Below are 19,289 nucleotides of genomic sequence, written 5' to 3'. Positions count from 1 at the left end.
ATGACGGAACCAATTGTCATGTATAAAGACGTGCATAAATCATTTGGTGATGTAAAGGTATTGCGGGGAATTGATTTAGACATCAAACCAGGTGAAAAAATCGCGGTTATTGGCCCGAGCGGATCAGGCAAAACCACCATTATCCGCTTGTTGATGACCTTGGAAGAGCCAACCTCGGGAGATATTATTGTCGATGGTAAAAATTTATGGCAGATGAAAAAAGGCAACAAGCTTGTCCCCGCCAACGAAAAACATTTACGGGAAATACGCGGAAACATTGGCATGGTCTTTCAGCATTTTAATTTATTTCCCCACATGTCTATTTTGGAAAATTGTATGACAGCGCCCATTCATGTCCAAAAGGAAAATAAGGAACAAGCCAAAAAGCGCTCGATGGAAATGCTGGAAAAGGTCGGATTGGGAGATAAATTGGATAATTATCCAAGCCAGCTTTCCGGTGGGCAGAAACAGCGGGTAGCCATGGCCCGTGCATTGGTGATGCGTCCGAAAATCATGCTGTTTGACGAGGTGACCTCAGCACTTGACCCGGAACTTGTCGGCGAAGTGCTTGAGGTGATCCGTGATATCGCCAAGGAAGGGGAAATGGCAATGGTGCTCGTTACCCACGAAATGGAATTTGCCCGTGATGTGGCGGATCGTATCTTATTCCTGGATAATGGGGTAATTGCCGAACAAGGACCGCCCATGGATGTACTGGAAAATACAACGAATGAGCGGCTGCAAAGCTTTTTGCACCGGTTTAGGCACTAATATACTCGGAAAAGTATCTCCGCCACGACGGTTTGGCGGGGATATTTTGTGATTGAACCTTATTTCAAACCATGGTATAAGTGTATAGGAAGCAGAGATATCTTTGCTTTTTATTTTGGGACAAGTACCTATCTGAGACCACTAAAAAAAGAAGTAGTCTCGCTTGCCCTAGTGTATATAATGAGAGGATATGAATTTGATATGATAGATAATTTTTGGCGCGATTTACCAAGGCCGTTTTTTGTACTGGCACCGATGGAAGATGTGACCAATGTTGTTTTTCGCCATGTGGTGAGTGAAGCAGCCAGACCTGATGTGTTTTTTACAGAGTTTACAAACACGGAAAGTTATTGTCACCCAGAGGGAAAGCTTAGTGTGCGTGGGCGATTGGCTTTTACAGAAGATGAACAACCTATTGTGGCGCATATATGGGGGGACAAGCCAGAATACTTTCGGCAAATGAGCATTGGAATGGCGAAACAAGGGTTTAAGGGGGTCGACATCAATATGGGCTGCCCTGCACCGAATGTGGCACCAAAAGGGAAAGGATGCGGTCTAATCCGTCGTCCAGAAGTTGCAGCGGATATCATACAAGCAGCAAAAGCAGGCGGCTTGCCCGTTAGTGTGAAAACAAGACTTGGTTACACGGAAGTTGGTGAATGGCACGACTGGTTAACACACGTATTGAAGCAGGATATCGTTAATCTTTCCATTCATCTGCGTACGAAAAAAGAAATGAGTAAGGTAGATGCTCATTGGGAACTGATTCCGGAGATTAAGAAACTTCGTGATCAAGTGGCACCAGATACACTTTTGACAATCAATGGAGATATTCCTGATCGGCAAACTGGTTTGAAGCTTGCTCAGCAATATGGTGTTGATGGGATTATGATTGGACGTGGTGTTTTTAAAAATCCATTTGCCTTTGAAAAGCAGCCAAAAGATCATAGTAGTAAAGAATTGCTTGATCTCCTAAGACTGCAGCTAGATCTCCATGATAAATATTCCAAAGCATTCGAGCCACATTCATTCAAACCTCTTCGTCGATTTTTCAAGATATATGTCCGCGGGTTTCGAGGGGCGAGTGAATTAAGAAATCAATTGATGAAAACAGAGTCAACAGGTGAAGTGCGTGCAATGCTTGATAACTTTGAGTGAACGCATGTTTGTGGTACAAGGGTGCAGGTGGCAGCTGAAAACGATTATCTGTAACTCCTAAACACAAAGTTTTGCTTTTTAATAATTGAATCCAATGATATATCATCGGTTTCAGAAGTTATATCAGCGATTTACATTTTCAGTAATCTCGGGGGACGGTACAAGCGAAGTAGGACGAGCTAAAGAAATCCCAGTCCCCCACTCAGATACGATTCAGATGAGTATCTTGAAACTTTGTCGGATATTTCAATCCATAACCAAGCATTCGATCCATCCCGATATGGGCTACCCAAATTAAGCTAATCATTAACAAAGTTTGGCTATGTGTCAACAAACTATAAATGATTATTGTCATCGGAATACTATAGGTGTGAAATAGGTTATAAAATATCGAGCCAATCTTATTGTTTTTCAAATACCCAAGTGCCGATAGATCTGGTGAGAGCAATAAAATGACAAACATAATCCAACTAAATTGCAGATAAAAGTAAACATAAATGCTCAATGCCAGAACCAACAGCCCTTCTATTCGTAACACCATTGCTATTTTCATTTTGCATTCTCCTTATTTTAATTGAACATTGGTTAATTAATGGGCAAAAAAATTTATTACAGCCCCTTTATCAAAAACTCGACATGTGACTCTGCCAACCGTTTCACATCTTCATATGTTTCTTCTGGATGCCCGCAATAATGCGCAACAAATCCGTGCAAGGAAAGAAATAATGACCAGACGATCGTCGGTGTCACCTTATTCCCGCATAACGTATGAAGTGCAGACGCAAACTTTTCATATGTCAGATTCGGTTCTTGTTGAAGGTGACTTTGCCGGTCATCATCCTGAATGAGAAACATGATCCGATAATGGTTCGGATGCTTGACCCCGAATTCAATATACCCCAGCAAAATCTTTTTCATTTTACTTCCCGCATCCGTATCCTCTTTCAGGATTTCGTCCAATTTCTCATTAAGCAACCCGAAATCCTTTTCCACTAGTTTGTAAAACAATTCCGCCTTATTCTTGAAATGATAATACAACGCACCGTGACTGTATCCGAGCGCTTTCGCAATTTGCCTCATCGTAACGTGTTGATATCCTTGTGCCACAAACAAATCACGTGCGGTCTCCAGTATCACTTCCCTTGTTAACTCTTGATCCACTGCTTTTCGTGCTGCCAAAAAGATCAGCTCCAATTTATTAATTGACCATTGTTTAATTAATAATATAGCCCTGTTATCATTGGTTGTCAACCCTATAAAAATAGTATCAAATTTCGTTTAAATCATTTGCAAGAAGATTGATCTAAACGTTCGTCAATGTGGTTTACGAATAAATCCGGTTAAATATTCCCGTTATTTTGACATATTGTTAAAATACTATTTCTATTTGATTTACAGTGTGTTGGTTTTTATGAATACGCTTACATGATAAACTAAAAAAATAGTCCATATCGATTATGATGATTCAACTACGGGAGGGGCCGATTATTAATGAATACATCCGATACTCAATTACAAAAAGGGCTTAAAAAACGTCACATGACCATGATTGCCATTGCGGGAGTTATTGGGGCGGGATTGTTTGTAGGAAGTGGTGCTGTTATACATACTGCCGGGCCAGGGGCAATCCTTTCTTATGCTTTTGCAGGAATGTTGGTTATTTTTACGATGCGAATGTTGGGGGAAATGGCAGCAGTAAATCCAACAAGTGGATCTTTTGCACATTATGCCTATGAAGCAATCGGACCTTGGGCTGGATTTTTGATTGGATGGTTGTATTGGTTTTTTTGGGTAATTGCGATAGCACTTGAAGCAACAGCTGGAGCTGCCATTATTCAATATTGGTATAGTGGCGTTCCGTTATGGCTAATGAGCTTGATATTAACCGTATTATTAACATTAACCAATATTGTATCGGTTAAGTCATTTGGTGAATTTGAATATTGGTTTTCCTTAATTAAAGTGGTTAGTATTATTTTGTTTTTAGTGGTTGGCATTTCAATTATTTTTGGAATAACACCAACCTTTGATCCGATTGGTTTGACGAATTTAATCGGGCAGGGAGGTTTTATGCCAAACGGATTTGCGGCAGTATTAATGGGTGTTGTCATCGTTATTTTTTCTTTTATGGGTACGGAAATTGTTGCGATTGCAGCTGGTGAATCAGCTGAACCGAAGAAAGCCATTACACAGGCGACCAATTCTGTTACCTGGCGCATTCTCATATTTTATGTAGGTTCCATTGCAGTAGTTGTGACACTTCTACCTTGGAGCTCGTCTGACATTTTGCAAAGCCCATATGTTGCCGTACTTGATTATATTGGAATTCCCGCAGCTGCTGTCATTATGAATTTTATCGTTTTAACCGCTGTATTATCTTGTCTGAATTCTGCATTATATGCCACATCACGTATGTTGTATTCCCTTGCAGAAAAAGGGGAAGCACCAAAACGTTTCTTAAAAGTAAACAAAAAAGGTGCACCTGTTCAAGCGATTTTAGCTGGTACCTTTTTTTCTTATATAGCGGTCATCATGAACTATGTTTCTCCAGATAAAGTATTTATGTTTTTAGTAAATTCCTGTAGCGCGATTACATTGATTTTATATCTAACTATCGCTGTTTCGCATTTAAAAACGAGAAGGAAAGTCGAAAAGGAAAATCCAGAAGCACTTGTCGTTAAAATGTGGTTATTTCCTTATTTAACGTACTTTACGATCGTTGCCATTTCGGCATTGTTAGTCGCCATGTTCTTCATCGAATCGATGCGGGTGCAAATTATATTTACATTAGTGCTTACCATTATTGTTCTGCTTTTCTATTTCTTCACGCAAAGGAAGAAAACAAAAGAGGCAAACAAGGATGGATTGGTATCCATTCATGAGGATGTAAAAGATTACTATACATGAAGAATTGGAGGCAGGATTTCTTAACATGCTGGTAAACATTAATTCCCAATTTAACGTACTTTACAATCGTTGCCATTGTTTCGTGATAATAAAATCGTTTCATTTATAATAAAATTGTTTAAAAACTACTGTTGTTACTTTGATATAAAGTTCGATGGAATTACCTTACTAGCTCGATTAAGACAATTCAATAAACAGGCCAGATTACATGAATCATTATTCACCATCCAATCATTACCAATCAACACCGAAATCCTACCGTTTGGGATTTATTAATATTTTGGATATCCAAAGAATAGTATAATAATTAGTAGTTGCGCAAGCGCTTACCAGATGTTCACATAATTTTAAACACTATATGGCGGTTAAAGCTAAGGCGAATGTTGGTTATGGTGGTGCTTACTATCGGGAAAAGGGGACTGGGTTCCTCGTCCTTTTTAAAAAATTAGGAGGAGAAATATGAGTCAGGATAATGTATTTTTAACAGAGGAAAAATTAGCAAGCTATCCACAGAAGCCACATGGCGGTAAATTAGTTGACAGGGTACTTAAAGGAAAAGAACGAGAAGAGGAATTGGAGCGGGCAAAGCAGCTGCCGATGATTATGGTGGATTTAGAGGCTGTTATTACGCTTGAGATGATTGCAACAGGTGTACTATCACCGAATGAAGGATTTATGAATGAGGCGGATTATAAGTCCGTTCTGACAGAAGGACGTTTAACAAATGGTGTTGTTTGGCCCGTGCCTTTAAGTTTCGCGCCAGTTGGTGATCGAAACAAGCAAATAATTGCGGGGTTGTCTGTTGGAGATGAAGTTGCATTAGCAGATGAAACAAAAGAGCCGGTTGCTGTTTTGAAGTTAGAGGATATTTTCCATTATGATCGCGATTTCCGTGCAGAGCATGTTTTTGGAACTAAGGATCGCGCCCACCCCGGTGTTGACGCAATTTATCGTAGGATGGGGGACACGGCTTTAGCTGGACCGATTACTTTAGTCCGCCGGGTTCACTGGGGGCCATTTGAAAGTATACGAATGGAACCAAAAGACACATGGAAACTTTTTTATGAAGACAAAAAAATGAATTCGGTTGGTGGGTTCATCACGGGTGCAAACCCTCTACACCGCGGCCATGAATACATTCACCGTAATGCACTGGAAGAAATGGATGGAATTTTTGTTCAAGCTCTAGTGGAAATGGCAAAGCGTGAATATACAAGACATGAGTTCCGCATGTTATCATATCGTGCAGTGTTGGAGGAATATTATCCCAAGGAAAGAACTATGTTTGCACCACTGCGAGTGACATATATTTTCGCTGGTCCACGTGAAGCAGTTCTACATGCCTTGATTATGAAAAATTATGGCTGTACTCATGCATTAATTGGTCGTGACCATGCCGGTATTGGCGATTATTATGACAAATATGCAAGCCACACTATCTTTGATGAATTTACCCCCGATGAATTGGGGATAGATGTTCGCCTGTTCCATGAGGTATTTTATTGTACCCGTTGTGATAATCCGGCAACAGACCAAACATGTCCGCATGATGAGCGTTATCGTATCAATATTTCCGGAACTGGAATTCGTGAATTATTACGCTATGGTGTATTACCACCGAAAGAAATCGTTCGTCCAGAGTCTTCACGCATTGCAATGCAAGGTGTTCAGCCAAAAGGAGTGGATGAGAATGGTCTGGCAATCAATCCAGTTGGAAATACCATTAAGAAGATTTTCCCTTATTACCTTGAAAATACTCGTCTTGGCGGAACCAAGCGTAGAAAGCCACTGGAGGGGGAGCAGTTGACCATAGAGGATTTGGAAGCTGTTATCACCGATGTTCGTGATAATGCGGATCGAGTGTATAAAGATATTTTTGACGAATTTAGCTATGTAACTGATAATTTACGTCACGTCCAGCCAGAATGGGTTGCAGAAGCCCGCGAATCTATCCGCCACCAGCAAAAGATGGTTGTGGAAAATCTGGAAGAGAAGGTAGATAAGGCATTGGAGAAAGCTTCAGATGATTTTATGTATCAGGATAAATCTGAGGCAGAGAAAGAGCTGGAGGTTGCTAAACAAATCTTGGACGATATTCCTGCTGCGTTGCGTAAAGAAGAGCTGGAGTTTCGCACCTGGAATCCGCTGCCTTATAAGCGATATCGTAGTTAAGATGATATTAAATAGATTAAGAATGAAAATAGAAAGAACCTTTGAAGTATTGAATTTCAGGAAAACAAAAGAGGTAAACAATGAAGGATTGGTATCCATTTAGGTTGCAGAACATTTCCATTCGAGAAAAGGGCACTATCCCGAAGTAGTGATAAAAGTCCAATTTCTTAATTTTAATTGAGAAATTGGACTTTCTATATTTGTTACATCCTATTGTTTTGTATCTATTTAATTCTCTATTAACACCTTTATGCCTCTTACAAAATTTAAAATTAAATAGTAAACCCCAATCGCAGTAAAAACACAAATGATGATAAGCATTGTCGTTTGGTTTCCGACATTTATATTTAATACCAACGCCCCTATACCAATGAAAAGAGAAAGATAAGGAACCAAGTGTGTCCATAATGACTTTCCCGCATGGTGTCTCACATTCCCTGATGCCAAAATATATATAATGATCGGGAATAAAAATGGTGCAAAAAAGACACTAAAATAACATAAAGATGACAAAAGCTTATCCGCCTTCATACGATTCACCTCTTCTTATGATGAGATTAAAATGACTATGCCTTAGGAATCGCTATCGTCCTCCAACAACTGCTGGAGATCTTTTGGTATGTCATCACTTTCTACCTCTTCATAGGTAATGACCTCGCCTTTCTTGTAATAAATCCGTAAATAGGCATCATCTTTTAACTGATGATTACTCGTGAACTCGAGATTTTTGCCTTCACCATCTTCATTAAAGCCTTCCAATTCATATTTGTACCTGGAATTACCTTGTTCCGTATATTTTTCACCTTCATCTTGGATTTTCACATAATATTTATCCGAACCGATTGTTTGCATTTGTTGTGGACTGCATGCGGTCAGTAAAGCTAAAATGAGGCCCATGCATACGATAGGGAGTTGTTTCATTACGAACCCATCCTTTCCTGATTGTTGAAAAATACTAGATCGTAAACCAGAAATTGTGAGCCAGCTAATCAAAGGACTGATAGCGTGCGTCATAATCGTTCTTTTCCTAGTTCTGATCTCTTGATCCAACGATAATTCCATTATAAAGGGAAAATACGCACGCGAACATCGATTTTCCTTTCAATGCTCGTGGAAAACCTTACAATTTTGTTATGTTTTAAATTGCAGTTTATGTAAAACATCCGTGATGAAAACCGCTTTCAAAATAACTATACATCTAAAAATTTGAATCAGCACCAAATCTATGATTGAAATGAATGAATAAAAATGTAATGCTAGACTAGCTATCGCCTATATCAAAATTACATCTAATCTGTCAATCATAGATTTTGATTAAGAGCCATCATTTGAGGTGAAAAAAATGATCAGACCTAATCAAAAGAAAGGATTATTTCTTGTTATAACAGGAGCCACCTTTTGGGGTATCGGTGGTACTGTTTCACAAAAACTCTTTCAGCAGTATGCCATCGATGTCAATTGGCTCGTAACAATTCGCTTGCTCATCGCCGGTTTTTTACTTTTAGCCGTGCAGTGGGTTAGAAAAGACTATTCTCAGGTACTTGCTGTTTGGAAAAATAGGAAAACAGCCGTACAACTAATTATTTATGGAATAATTGGTATGCTTGGTGCTCAATACACATATATGGCATCGATTAATCACGGTAATGCTGCTGTTGCAACGTTATTACAATATCTCGCTCCCGTGATGATTATTATTTATTTAGTCATACGCAAACAGACTGTTTTAACACGCAACGATTTGTTGGCGGTAACGCTTGCTTTAATTGGCTGCTTTTTCCTATTAACAAATGGATACATATCACAGTTATCAGTGCCAGTCATTGCCATTATTTGGGGTGTTTTATCTGGACTAGCATTAGCCTTTTATACGTTATACGCTGTTCCTCTCCTTGCGCGATACGATACGCTTGTTATTGTAGGTTGGGCTATGATTATCGGCGGCTTGGCATTAAGCTTTATCCATCCTCCTTGGCAACTGGACTTTACAAATTTAACGTTGGAAATTTATTTATATCTCTTTTTTGTAATCATTTTCGGTACGATGATCGCATTTTGGTTCTATATTGAAAGTTTACAGCACCTTTCACCTAAACAAACAAGTCTTTTGGGCAGCCTGGAGCCTCTATCCGCTGTTTTAACAACAGTCATTTGGTTAAACGAGCCTTTTGGAATTTTCCAATGGATTGGTACAGCTTGTATTATTGGGATGACTTTATTAGTGGCATTAAATAAAGATTCTTAAAAAAGGTCAGCCAAAGCTACTGGCTGACCTTCCCTATTTTCCTCAAACGATTAGTTATTAAAAACCTCCATTGGAGACAACCCTACAAAATCAACAGTTATTCTGCTTCCTTTAGATTCACATGATCAACTGTTTGATCACTGCCAACGACAAAGTGAAGCTCATAATCACCCGTCTTATAAACATAGTCCATTTCATTTGTGTCGGGAACAGCAAGAATCGTATCAGCCTTGCCGATTTGTTCGCTTAATACGGCAGGTGTGATGCCTCCCAGGTTTTGTTGTCTTTCAACACCTGTACCAAAGTATCGTATTTCAGATACGGTATTGTCTTCGTTATAAGCGAATCCATATCCAGGATTCCCCATTTCCCAGTGGTACAAATCAAATTGACCGTCAACCTCCTGAGGATTGCCTAACTTTTCATGAATGTCCTCTTTTGTGCTTTCATTGATTCGAAATGCGTGATCCTCTCCAGGCATTTCACCGATAAAAGCATGATCGTAAATGTTATTTAAAGTTCCTGCTGCCTCCTGGTTGGTAATAGAAGAATGGATACCTGAAACTGAAGACGCAGGAACATTCGCATTGGAATCAGCAGCAGAAACAGATGATATCCCTGCTCCAGATATTGTAAGGCCCAAAGCAACCGCACCTATTAACAAACCTTTTTTCGCATTCATATTATCTCTCCCCTCCAAAATCAATTTGTATTTAATCATTTTCCCTTCCATTTATTACTTAAAACATCGAAAATATAGAATTGTCCCACCCCTTTACCCAGGCTAACTAGGAAGAAAACACGGATAATTACATCTATTTTCCTTGCAATTTTGTCATGTTCTGCCGGTTTGGCTTTTAAGTGACTTTACATAATTAGCATTTGACTTGTAACGATCGGGCAGTTTTCCATATGTTGCTATTCTCCATATAAACTCCATGGGGCCGATCTTAAAATATTGAAACCAAATGGTGCTGTATATCATTTGGATAATCAAAATGACGATGGCAATGTTCATTAATGTCGTTTGATGCACGTCACCTGTTAAATGAAACAGATGACTCGCTAATAAAATCAAAGCAGTTTGAACAAGGTAGTTCGTTAAAGCCATTCTTCCCACATACTTTAAGGGTGCCAATAACTTTTGAATCATATTGTGACGGAGCAAGAGTGTTAACGACGTCACAAAGAATGCACTGACAAACGGGGCCGAGATGGAACTAGCTTGCTCCGATTTTCCGGTTTGTTCAGATAAGATATATTGAATATAAATAACCACAGGCAAAAGACAAAGGGAAGCAATTTGTACCCAACGAAATCCTTTTTGATAGGCCGTAATCCTCTCAAAAACCTTCCACTGCCCCATACATAAGCCAAGCAAGAACATCGGCAAGATCATAAAATAGCTTCCTCCGAGAAATACAGCAGGAACCATGAGTATTACAGCGGTTATAAAATTAGTGATTGGTTTTAATCGATAAAAAGGAATGAGAATGAATCCGAATATCGCATAGGGTAACAAAGCTTCTCCTGGCTGAAAATATTGATGAATCAACCCGAAAATCAATAGTGCGATCAGCCGCCTTATAAAAAGGATCTTACTTCGATCACCACGATTGACGGCTCGCGTAATGAAAATATAAAAACCAATCCCAAATAAAAAAGAAAAAATCATAAAGAACCGTTCTGATATTACATACTCCAAAATTTTACCCCAGATAAGGTTTGTATGAATGGAGGAGGGAAGTATAATCGGCCCAACATTCGCGAATATAATCCCCAATAATGCAAATCCACGCAAGAAATCCAAGGTATCAATCCGTTGTTTCATGTTAAAAATCCCCTCTCTTTACTTATCGGTGAACCTATAAAATGTCTAAACAAAACAGAAGCTAGAAGTGTACGATTTGATAGATCCAAAGGCGACTGTATCTCATCATCGTTTTGATTTCTGATCTAACTATAATTCCAATATGACAGGAAAACAGGAAAATAAATATCGATTTTCCTAACAATTCTGTCGTAAAACCTTACAATTTTGTCATTGTAAATAAAGTCTTTTACCTTTGGATGTGTAGAAGCCGCATTTTGGGCAAATAAAAGAATCCGTTTTTTGGAAAGGTTGACCAAAAACGGATTCTTTTATTGTGAACGAGTATAGGTTTTTCAAAAGGGTTGATTATTTTCTACCCTTGATATCTATTCTTTATGCCTTCTCTGAGTTTAGGTAATTTAAATAACAAGGTAACCGTTAATAATATAATGGCAGCTAAAGATCCCAAAAACTTATATTCAAAATTAATTAGGTCGAACCATAGCATACTCACTGGAAACATTATAATGAGCATTAACCCCCCCTTACCCTTACTAAACAATATAGTCCAATGCCGACACACTTTTTTTCGGTAAAGGGACAAGAGTGGGGTACCGTTACTTAATATCCCGCTGCCTCTGTATACAACTAATTTAACCCCACCACATCAAACAAACAAATATCGACCATGAGGATACGCAAAAACCTATAATTCCAAAGACAATAATATAAATAAAACTATACCTATTATCAAATCTCATTATGTATGCTAACAATGGAACGGCTATGTATATTAAAACACTAATAACCGTAAAAATGGTTAAGCTGGATATTAGTATCGCACTATTTCCGTTAACCGAAATTTGCTCATCTACAAAATAAGCCAAAGATTACCCATATATTCCCAGCACAGTAGCAATTAGCATTTATATCCAAATAATAAAATGCCTCTTTTTCAAAACTTGAATCCCCTTTTTATTCTACATATAAATGAATTGGGTTATTCGGCTAAACCGCCGCCATTGATAGAAGATTCTATACTCAAACAACCTTACTTCCTTGCGTCACTAATCTACAATGTTCTTTTTCCATTTTGCATAAGTGTAAAATAATTGAACCACATAAATTCCCAACAACATAAGCATTGTAAGTAATTTTCTCCAGGACTCGATAGATAAAAAACACCAAATTGATGCTGTAACCAACAAGACAAATGGGCATAGCCACAATGTTCTAATGAATTTCCTTCTGTTTGAAAGGCTCCAATAATATAATTCAAATCCCTTATCCGTTTTTTTGTCCTTGTTATTATTAAAGCTTAAAAAAGTAATAAAGAATACAATAATAAACGCTATTAATGATTGCAAAAACTTCCATGACAATAAAAAGATGCCTAAGCCCACGACAAGGGCATTAAAACCACTTATTATAAATTTCTTTAATCGTCTGTCTTCCATTTGAAAAATCCTTTCAGTAGAAAACTTTCCAGTGCAAAGGTCGTTGTTATGAGCATTAATAGCTCCGAGTTCATTTCTAAAATGGTCCGAAAATGTTAATTAGGGCGCTTTTTTCTTCTGGTAAAATTCTGATTGTAAACACTTTATTCCAATTTATTTTTTATCATTCTCTAAGTCATCAACCCTTTTTTAAAGTTCTGCAATTTGTCTTTTACTCACCTCAACTTCTCCTCCCTTTTTAAACACGCACTTTAATGGACCATCTTTTAAAAGCATTATGCGCAATCAGCTGATAACCATCATGATAATCACAATAAACAAAAGAATTAAGTAGATTTTTGAAAAGAGTTTGTCAGATAATTTTTGAGCCCAGGACCTTCCAATAGGTACACCAATAAAGCCTCCGATTGTAAACCCAATAAGCGCGGGTAAGTATATAAACCCTACAGTTGACGAAGGCATTACATCTATCTGCATACCCGTAATTAAATATGTAAAAGCTCCCACAATAGCAACTGGCAGACCTAATGGAGTAGCTAAAGCCACAGCGTGTATCATACGCATACCTCTGTTTCTAAGGTAAGGAATTGTCATTGTGCTTCCGCCAATACCTAACAAAGTTGAGAGAAAGCCAATGCCTATCCCAATAAAAGATGCTGAACTTTGTTTAGGCAGACGAAATGAATGTTCTTCCATTTCTACTGTGAACGATTTCTTGAATATGTTCGCAATCAAAACGTAAACTAATAGACCAATAAATGCAAACCTAAGGAAATCACTTTTAATGTAGACCGCAAGTACTCCGCCTATTAAAGAACCTATTGCAATATATCCTACTAATATTTTAAAGACTGACCATGTTACATTGCCTTTTTTGGCGTGATTATAAGTTGAATTAAATGAATTTATAATCATAACTGCTAATGATGTTCCTATAGCAGTATGCATTAAGTATTCGCCAGGAATAGAATCCGGCAAAAAAGCAAATAAGATAGGAACTACAACAAATCCACCCCCGAATCCAAACATGCTTGATAGAACGCCAATAATAATACCAATTAATGAATACATTAAAAATGAAAAACCCACTAAAAATCATCTCTCGCTTTATTAATATTAATGAAGGACTGTTCTTAGGTCCCCTTTTTAAAAGTTACAGTTAATCTGGGCGACTCTTAAAGTGGACCTCATTACTCTTCTCTTTTTTGTTGTCGAATGCTGGTTCCAATATAGCCAGTAGTAGTGCGACTATTAACTTTGTTTCCAAAGAAAGAGTAATACTTTTCATAAATGCATCAACTGTAACAATGACGAGCCAGTTTGACACAAATGCAAAAAGAACTTGTATCAAAAATGCTTTTATATTCCCTCTTGTATTTTTGATGGAAAGTTTCGCTATAGCATCAAAAAATAGGTCAGCCAAAAACCTTAAAATAAAAAAACCGACAACAAAAATAATCAATGACCAAATAGAATGATAGTGAACTCCAAGTAATTCAAAAACTCCTGCAAAACCAAAAAGGAAAATACTTAAAACAAAACCGATTACCGATATCATAAAAAATGTGAATCCGATAACGGTTGCTGCTTTTTCTTTGACATTCATATTTTTAAATGAATCATCGTTATGTTCAACAATCTATTACAAATCTATAGCTATTTACTTTCCGAATTCATACGTCATCTTCAAAAACTCAAAACGACTGCCATTTGTATCCTGCATGAAAGTCATAACGGATTCAAAGCCTGCTTTTTTGTAGACCTTTATGGCTCTCTCATTAAAAGTGGCAACCGAAAGCGTTATTGCTTTGGGATTATATTTGGATATTGCATAATTTAGTCCAGCTTTAAGAAAATCTATACCCATACCCCTTCCAGTCAATTCGGGTTTCATTCCCAACCCAATATCAACGGAATCGCCTTCATTTTCAAAACAAAAGAACCCCCTTTCTTCATTGCCCTTTTCGACTATGTAATATTTATCCCCACGTTCTCGAGGATTCAACAATTCAGCTAGATCCCCCTCATCAGCCTCAAAATCATAAAAAGAATATTTCCCATCATAGTGCCAGTTCGAAGCAATGTTTTCTGCTTGCTCTTGTGACATTTTGTTAAAAGTATAACCCATGATAGCTCCTCCGATCAAAAATAGAAAACTAGTATCCGTATCTAAGTTAAGCGACCGATTAGGGGTTTCATGGTATTTTGCATCGAGACCCCTCTATATTAAGTTTAACATACGTTGCACTAACGCTAATGATATCTTTCGGGATGTTAGTGGCGTTTATTATGTCTGACAAAAACCATAAAAAATAATCCCTCATATGCGTTTTGACCAGCGCTGAGGGATTATTTTTCCTAAAGCTGCCTTGCCCTTCTTGATAGGGTTCGGTCTCGGTCGCTCCATGTATCAGCATGGGCGGTCTTTATTAGTGTATGCACTTATAAACTTTCTATGTTAATTAGACCACGAAATCAATGTTTGTACACATTTTCGTGCTCATCTGTTATTCTAATCACGTTGTTAATGATCAAATTTTTTCAATGGTTTCTTTGAGTCTTCTTAGGTTTGTGTATTTTCGATCAAGTCTTTAGTATACAAGAAAAGAACATTCTTTTTATTAGCATAACATGCAATTATTAAGAAAAGTGCCTTCCGAAGCTAATGTACTAGAAAATATTAATCTAAGAAAGCAAAGGTTTATCGAGAATACACAACCCATATGAGGGTCATAGAGGGCATTTTAATAGATGGATATAAAGCTCAAACGAATTGATAATAAGCTTTTAGGGGTTATGTTTGAAATTAAAAATCTCATCAAAAAAAAAGAAGGAAGGAATCAACACCTTTATTCATCCCTTATATTATTTTGGTCTGGCAGTTACCGAGGTAACAACATATGCCTTATTTGACTACCGTTTTTGTTCAGGCTATTTAATTTCGGCAACCCCGGTCCCCGACTCCGTTAGCAGTCCCCTTTATTTTTAAGGAGTAGCCAAATTAGAATTGGAAGTCACCATCTTTCATTAGCAGGGCTTCAGTACCACCTTCTTTAATACCCACTACTTTCATATCTTCGGTTCCAAAGGTCACATTGACTAACAGGATTGAAGTATTAAGGCCTGCTTCCTTCAACTCTTCCTCAGATAGGTTGCTGCCATTTTGAAGGTTAGAAGGGGAGGCGTTCCCGATTCCAATATGGCAGGCCGTATTTTCATCAAACAAGGTGTTGTAAAAGAGCGTATCTGCCTGAGCAAGAGGAGAATTGTTAGGGACCAAGGCAATTTCACCTAAATAACATGAACCTTCATCTGTTTCGATAAGACTTTGTAATGCTTCTTGTCCAGTGGCGGCATAATAGTCAGTAATCCGTCCATCTTTAAAGGTTAGGTAAAAATCATCGATGACGCATCCCCCATAGATAAGCGGTTTAGTGGCTACTAATTTGCCATTTACCTCATTTTTATGGGGGGCGGAAAATATTTCCTCTGTGGGAATGTTCGGAAAGAACGGTATTCCCTTTTTATCTATAACACCCCCGCAGATAAAGAAGTGATTTTTAGGCATACCGACTAATAAATCAGTTCCTCGGCTATTTGTAAAATGCAAGGCTTTAAACTGGCTGTCGTTTAGAAACTTTTTCCTGGACTCGAAGGCTCTGTCATGATTTTCCCAGTCTTTTATAGGATTTTTTCCATCTGCCCGAGCTCCATGTAAGATTAATTGCCATAATGATTGCAGAGCTTCTTCTTTACTTAAGTGAGGAAATACTTTAGTTGCCCATGCGAAGTACGGGACAGCTAGAAGACACCAGCGTACCTCGTGGGATCTAATCTTTGCGTAATGAGCCTTCAACTTGGTGCGAGAGGCCTTTTGGAAGCGGCTCATCCGTTTTGTGGAAACATCCTTAAAGACGTCTAAGTTTTCAGAAATAATATGGATATAAGCAGCACCCGCATCATCCCACTCCTTAAACCGAGCATCCTGCCAGTTAGGAAAATGTTCGATGGCATCATCCGCTGCATTTAAATAAAATTCTTTGGTAGACTGTTCATCTGTCCAATCCATAACCACATTTGAAGCCCCTGCCTCATAGGCTGCCGTTTGGATTAGACGTGCAAACGTTACATTTTTTATGTCACTATGAATAATCACTAATTGATTCTTTTGCACATTTACACCAGCTCGTACAGCAAGCTCTGCATACTTTTTCAACTGTTCTTCGCTAACAAGCTCATATATCCCTTTAATCATCACACACTCAGCTCCTACCTTTTTATTCCTTTATAAATAGAAAAAATTCAATTAACTAAGCTAATTCCAAAGTAACAGCACAAGGCTTTAATTATTTATTAAATTTAAAAAAGAACTATGCGTACCTTTTGACAAACCAAGAGGGGCGGGATGCGGCGAATGTGTCAACTCCTTAATTCCCGTTCGGGTCAGATCACTATCTCTGCGATTACCTTGACGCGTACCAGGTTTTCATTTTCTACAGTAGTCCTGGATTTTACCGAAAATGAAAAAAGAACCCTTTCACTACGGAAAAAGTTCTGCCCAATCTAAACACAATCTGCGACAATCGCGCCCGTATCTGGAATTGGCTAAACGCCCACTGTGTCAGCATTCTAATAGTTCCGTTGTTCAATCTACCCCTTGCTTTGTATCCCATATACCTTTCTGTTTACGTATATGGACGATTTGCCCAATGTGATATGTATTGTGAAGGGTAAGATGAGCCAGTTCTAATGCCCAATCATTGATTTTCTGATCGTCGCTTTTTTCCAACGACGTTCTCCATCCAGACATGATCTCATTGATTAATTTTACGGTGGACTCCCATGTTTGTTCATCAATATTTTTAAACGTTGAACTGTTACTTTCGGGACCATCAGAATTGGGGATGCTATTAAAGCGATTTAAATATCGTTGATTGTAAAAAGCTAAATGATTGACGATTCCCCATATCGAATTCACTGCTTGTCCGTCTCTACAGGATGCTTGTTCAGCTGTAAGGCCCTTTATTGCATTGTTAAGTGACACGAACCAAGTGTTTTGATCATAACAAGCCGTTAACTGTTGCAAAAAAACATTTTTCATATCCATAACGATCTTTCCCTCCTGGTTACTTTCTTAAGCTACATATTTCTATTCAAATAACCGAGATCTACTTGGCATTTCATCCAGGCTGCGTATAGCATTTTTAATCCTCTCTAATTGTCGAGCAGATATATCAGGTTCAAGCAAGGTAAATGCAATGTACTCATATATCCCTCTTAAATCTGAATCTGCTTGTTCCGTCAAAAATATTTTAAAATTCATATATTTTAATCTCTACGGATATCTGAAAAGGTACTCTCAACTGATTTTATGTTACCCTGTGTAAAATCCGCATATCCTTTTTCCAACTCAACGTTTAAGTCTTTTTCTGTTAAATCAAAGGCTCCCATAGGCTTATAGACTGGAAGTTTAACATCAAAAGGGATTCCCCTTTGCATAACAACCTGTTTCAAAAATATATTCACAGCGTTCGATACTGGAATACCCAATTGTCCCAAAACTTCCTCCGCCTGTTCCTTAAGCCCCGGTTCTCCTTACAAATAATATTAGGGTGTTGTGTGCACAAAAGCAATACATTGTATATAATTATTATAAATTTGGCCCTAATCCCTAATGTTAGGTAATGGATATTAATGGTAAATCCACCAGTTAGGTACACTTTATATTCCCTTTATCAGTGAAAAAAGGCTGTGAACATATAGCCACGTTCACAGCCTTTTTTTTCATTCAACCAAATCCTCACCAATAATTTTAACCTCACGTTCCAATCGAACACCAAATTTCTCTTTGACGGTTCGTTGGACAAAATGGATGAGATCAATATAGTGCTGAGCCGATGCATGATCCTTATTAACAATAAAACCGGCATGCTTTAAGGATACCTGAGCTCCGCCAATTTGCTTGCCTTGTAGATTACTATCCTGAATTAGCTTGCCAGCAAAATATCCAGGCGGCCGCTTAAATACACTCCCGCACGATGGATATTCCAGTGGCTGTTTTGATTCCCGTTTAAACGTTAAATCGTCCATCACCGCTTTAATCTCGTCATAGTTACCTGCTTGCATCTTGAAGGTTGCTTCCAGAACAATATAACCATTATCCGGAATATTACTGGAGCGGTACTCCAAGTCCAATTCATCTGCTGATAATGTTAGAAGATCTCCATCGCGATTGACAACAATGGTGCTTTCCAATACATCCTTGATTTCACCGCCATATGCTCCGGCATTCATAAATAATGCTCCGCCAACAGATCCGGGAATCCCACAGGCAAATTCCAGCCCAGTCAGTGTTTTACCTAAAGCATATCGGGATACATCGATAATCCGGGCACCACTTTGGGCAACAATGGTAGTATCATTAGAAGTAATAGATGCCAGTTTTTGCAAATTAAGGACGATGCCGCGGATGCCCCCGTCCTTGACGATTAAATTAGACCCATTTCCAAGCATGGTAAACGGGAGATTCTGCTTATTTGCCAGCCTAACGATTTTCTGTACTTGTTCATATGTTTCCGGTGTGACATAAAAATCCGCTTTCCCGCCTAAACGGGTATACGTATGATTTTTTAAGTGTTCATCAACCATCACATTATCCGCTGGTGTAATCTTAATTAATTCCTCATACGTATGATGATCATTTACCACTTAAACCATTCCTTCTATAAAGTAATTACGATTAGTTAATGTTCGCTGTTACAAGCTA

The 19,289-nt window shown here is 38.2% G+C and carries 19 protein-coding genes and 1 pseudogene; 5 read left to right on the top strand and 15 right to left on the bottom strand.

What is annotated here, in order from left to right; genetic code table 11:
• On the top strand, positions 1-771 hold the full coding sequence (ehuA, locus tag O2S85_RS02555) for an ectoine/hydroxyectoine ABC transporter ATP-binding protein EhuA (protein ID WP_269411196.1): 771 nt from the start codon (positions 1-3) through the stop codon (positions 769-771).
• A 201-nt stretch (positions 772-972) separates the two neighbouring features.
• Positions 973-1,929 (top strand): tRNA dihydrouridine synthase, encoded by a 957-nt coding sequence (locus O2S85_RS02550; RefSeq protein ID WP_269412444.1) that lies wholly within the window; start codon positions 973-975, stop codon positions 1,927-1,929.
• A gap of 202 nt (positions 1,930-2,131) precedes the next feature.
• Here O2S85_RS02550 and O2S85_RS02545 read toward each other — a convergent pair whose 3' ends face one another.
• Together O2S85_RS02545 and O2S85_RS02540 are read right to left on the bottom strand one after the other, a co-directional pair.
• A complete protein-coding gene (locus O2S85_RS02545; RefSeq protein WP_269411195.1) occupies positions 2,132-2,482 on the bottom strand; it encodes a DUF4260 domain-containing protein in 351 nt (116 codons plus the stop codon).
• Between the two features lie 56 nt (positions 2,483-2,538).
• A complete protein-coding gene (locus tag O2S85_RS02540) occupies positions 2,539-3,108 on the bottom strand; it encodes a TetR/AcrR family transcriptional regulator (RefSeq protein ID WP_269412443.1) in 570 nt (189 codons plus the stop codon).
• A gap of 312 nt (positions 3,109-3,420) precedes the next feature.
• Here O2S85_RS02540 and O2S85_RS02535 point away from each other — a divergent pair, with 312 nt between their 5' ends.
• On the top strand, positions 3,421-4,836 hold the full coding sequence (locus tag O2S85_RS02535) for an amino acid permease (RefSeq protein WP_269411194.1): 1,416 nt from the start codon (positions 3,421-3,423) through the stop codon (positions 4,834-4,836).
• A 459-nt stretch (positions 4,837-5,295) separates the two neighbouring features.
• On the top strand, positions 5,296-7,008 hold the full coding sequence (locus O2S85_RS02530; RefSeq protein ID WP_269411193.1) for a sulfate adenylyltransferase: 1,713 nt from the start codon (positions 5,296-5,298) through the stop codon (positions 7,006-7,008).
• Between the two features lie 228 nt (positions 7,009-7,236).
• Here the strand turns inward: O2S85_RS02530 and O2S85_RS02525 are convergent, their stop codons facing one another.
• Both O2S85_RS02525 and O2S85_RS02520 read right to left on the bottom strand, forming a co-directional pair.
• Positions 7,237-7,539 carry a DUF4870 domain-containing protein gene (locus O2S85_RS02525; RefSeq protein WP_269411192.1) on the bottom strand — a complete coding sequence of 101 codons (303 nt, stop codon included), beginning with the start codon at positions 7,537-7,539 and terminating at the stop codon, positions 7,237-7,239.
• A 42-nt stretch (positions 7,540-7,581) separates the two neighbouring features.
• On the bottom strand, positions 7,582-7,929 hold the full coding sequence (locus tag O2S85_RS02520; protein WP_269411191.1) for a YxeA family protein: 348 nt from the start codon (positions 7,927-7,929) through the stop codon (positions 7,582-7,584).
• 421 nt (positions 7,930-8,350) lie between these two features.
• On the opposite strand from O2S85_RS02520, the gene O2S85_RS02515 reads away from it, so the two are divergent.
• A complete protein-coding gene (locus tag O2S85_RS02515; protein ID WP_269412442.1) occupies positions 8,351-9,253 on the top strand; it encodes a DMT family transporter in 903 nt (300 codons plus the stop codon).
• 97 nt (positions 9,254-9,350) lie between these two features.
• On the opposite strand, the gene O2S85_RS02510 is transcribed toward O2S85_RS02515, so the two are convergent.
• The 11 genes and pseudogenes from O2S85_RS02510 to murB all read right to left on the bottom strand — a co-directional run bounded on the left by O2S85_RS02510 (position 9,351) and on the right by murB (position 19,171).
• Positions 9,351-9,935 (bottom strand): YjgB family protein, encoded by a 585-nt coding sequence (locus tag O2S85_RS02510; protein WP_269411190.1) that lies wholly within the window; start codon positions 9,933-9,935, stop codon positions 9,351-9,353.
• A 153-nt stretch (positions 9,936-10,088) separates the two neighbouring features.
• Positions 10,089-11,084, bottom strand: a complete 996-nt coding sequence (locus O2S85_RS02505) for a DUF418 domain-containing protein (RefSeq protein WP_269411189.1) — start codon at positions 11,082-11,084, stop codon at positions 10,089-10,091.
• Positions 11,085-12,133: 1,049 nt separating this feature from the next.
• A complete protein-coding gene (locus O2S85_RS02500) occupies positions 12,134-12,523 on the bottom strand; it encodes a hypothetical protein (RefSeq protein WP_269411188.1) in 390 nt (129 codons plus the stop codon).
• Positions 12,524-12,808: 285 nt separating this feature from the next.
• On the bottom strand, positions 12,809-13,594 hold the full coding sequence (locus O2S85_RS02495) for a sulfite exporter TauE/SafE family protein (RefSeq protein WP_269411187.1): 786 nt from the start codon (positions 13,592-13,594) through the stop codon (positions 12,809-12,811).
• A gap of 88 nt (positions 13,595-13,682) precedes the next feature.
• Complete coding sequence (locus O2S85_RS02490; RefSeq protein WP_269411186.1) at positions 13,683-14,129, bottom strand: YrvL family regulatory protein; 447 nt, start codon at positions 14,127-14,129, stop codon at positions 13,683-13,685.
• A 54-nt stretch (positions 14,130-14,183) separates the two neighbouring features.
• On the bottom strand, positions 14,184-14,651 hold the full coding sequence (locus O2S85_RS02485) for a GNAT family N-acetyltransferase (protein ID WP_269411185.1): 468 nt from the start codon (positions 14,649-14,651) through the stop codon (positions 14,184-14,186).
• Positions 14,652-15,524: 873 nt separating this feature from the next.
• The gene (locus tag O2S85_RS02480) at positions 15,525-16,778 is read right to left on the bottom strand and encodes an aminopeptidase (protein WP_269412441.1); all 1,254 of its coding nucleotides are present in this window, start codon (positions 16,776-16,778) and stop codon (positions 15,525-15,527) included.
• Between the two features lie 390 nt (positions 16,779-17,168).
• Positions 17,169-17,630 carry a DinB family protein gene (locus tag O2S85_RS02475; RefSeq protein WP_269411184.1) on the bottom strand — a complete coding sequence of 154 codons (462 nt, stop codon included), beginning with the start codon at positions 17,628-17,630 and terminating at the stop codon, positions 17,169-17,171.
• A gap of 42 nt (positions 17,631-17,672) precedes the next feature.
• Complete coding sequence (locus O2S85_RS18705) at positions 17,673-17,846, bottom strand: type II toxin-antitoxin system RelE/ParE family toxin (RefSeq protein WP_367746311.1); 174 nt, start codon at positions 17,844-17,846, stop codon at positions 17,673-17,675.
• 5 nt (positions 17,847-17,851) lie between these two features.
• Positions 17,852-18,094, bottom strand: a pseudogene (locus tag O2S85_RS02470) (type II toxin-antitoxin system RelB/DinJ family antitoxin); the annotation flags it as partial.
• Positions 18,095-18,307: 213 nt separating this feature from the next.
• On the bottom strand, positions 18,308-19,171 hold the full coding sequence (murB, locus tag O2S85_RS02465) for a UDP-N-acetylmuramate dehydrogenase (protein ID WP_439649447.1): 864 nt from the start codon (positions 19,169-19,171) through the stop codon (positions 18,308-18,310).
• Positions 19,172-19,289: the final 118 nt, after the last annotated feature.

The sequence above is a fragment of the Lentibacillus daqui genome (assembly GCF_027186265.1).
Classification (GTDB): domain Bacteria; phylum Bacillota; class Bacilli; order Bacillales; family Amphibacillaceae; genus Lentibacillus_C; species Lentibacillus_C daqui.
Note: the sequence above shows the minus strand (reverse complement) of the source record. Positions and strands in the feature narration are given on the sequence as shown.

What these genes read in the sequence shown, in the direction of transcription:
- O2S85_RS02495 (WP_269411187.1), bottom strand. Translation starts at nt 13,594, where the DNA reads ATGTATTCATTAATTGGTATTATTATTGGCGTTCTATCAAGCATGTTT.
- O2S85_RS02475 (WP_269411184.1), bottom strand. Translation starts at nt 17,630, where the DNA reads ATGGATATGAAAAATGTTTTTTTGCAACAGTTAACGGCTTGTTATGAT.
- O2S85_RS02535 (WP_269411194.1), top strand. Translation starts at nt 3,421, where the DNA reads ATGAATACATCCGATACTCAATTACAAAAAGGGCTTAAAAAACGTCAC.
- O2S85_RS02480 (WP_269412441.1), bottom strand. Translation starts at nt 16,778, where the DNA reads ATGATTAAAGGGATATATGAGCTTGTTAGCGAAGAACAGTTGAAAAAG.
- O2S85_RS02485 (WP_269411185.1), bottom strand. Translation starts at nt 14,651, where the DNA reads ATGGGTTATACTTTTAACAAAATGTCACAAGAGCAAGCAGAAAACATT.
- O2S85_RS02515 (WP_269412442.1), top strand. Translation starts at nt 8,351, where the DNA reads ATGATCAGACCTAATCAAAAGAAAGGATTATTTCTTGTTATAACAGGA.
- O2S85_RS02500 (WP_269411188.1), bottom strand. Translation starts at nt 12,523, where the DNA reads ATGGAAGACAGACGATTAAAGAAATTTATAATAAGTGGTTTTAATGCC.
- O2S85_RS02510 (WP_269411190.1), bottom strand. Translation starts at nt 9,935, where the DNA reads ATGAATGCGAAAAAAGGTTTGTTAATAGGTGCGGTTGCTTTGGGCCTT.
- murB (WP_439649447.1), bottom strand. Translation starts at nt 19,171, where the DNA reads ATGGTTGATGAACACTTAAAAAATCATACGTATACCCGTTTAGGCGGG.
- O2S85_RS02490 (WP_269411186.1), bottom strand. Translation starts at nt 14,129, where the DNA reads ATGAATGTCAAAGAAAAAGCAGCAACCGTTATCGGATTCACATTTTTT.
- O2S85_RS02520 (WP_269411191.1), bottom strand. Translation starts at nt 7,929, where the DNA reads ATGAAACAACTCCCTATCGTATGCATGGGCCTCATTTTAGCTTTACTG.
- ehuA (WP_269411196.1), top strand. Translation starts at nt 1, where the DNA reads ATGACGGAACCAATTGTCATGTATAAAGACGTGCATAAATCATTTGGT.
- O2S85_RS02545 (WP_269411195.1), bottom strand. Translation starts at nt 2,482, where the DNA reads ATGAAAATAGCAATGGTGTTACGAATAGAAGGGCTGTTGGTTCTGGCA.
- O2S85_RS02505 (WP_269411189.1), bottom strand. Translation starts at nt 11,084, where the DNA reads ATGAAACAACGGATTGATACCTTGGATTTCTTGCGTGGATTTGCATTA.
- O2S85_RS18705 (WP_367746311.1), bottom strand. Translation starts at nt 17,846, where the DNA reads ATGAATTTTAAAATATTTTTGACGGAACAAGCAGATTCAGATTTAAGA.
- O2S85_RS02530 (WP_269411193.1), top strand. Translation starts at nt 5,296, where the DNA reads ATGAGTCAGGATAATGTATTTTTAACAGAGGAAAAATTAGCAAGCTAT.
- O2S85_RS02525 (WP_269411192.1), bottom strand. Translation starts at nt 7,539, where the DNA reads ATGAAGGCGGATAAGCTTTTGTCATCTTTATGTTATTTTAGTGTCTTT.
- O2S85_RS02550 (WP_269412444.1), top strand. Translation starts at nt 973, where the DNA reads ATGATAGATAATTTTTGGCGCGATTTACCAAGGCCGTTTTTTGTACTG.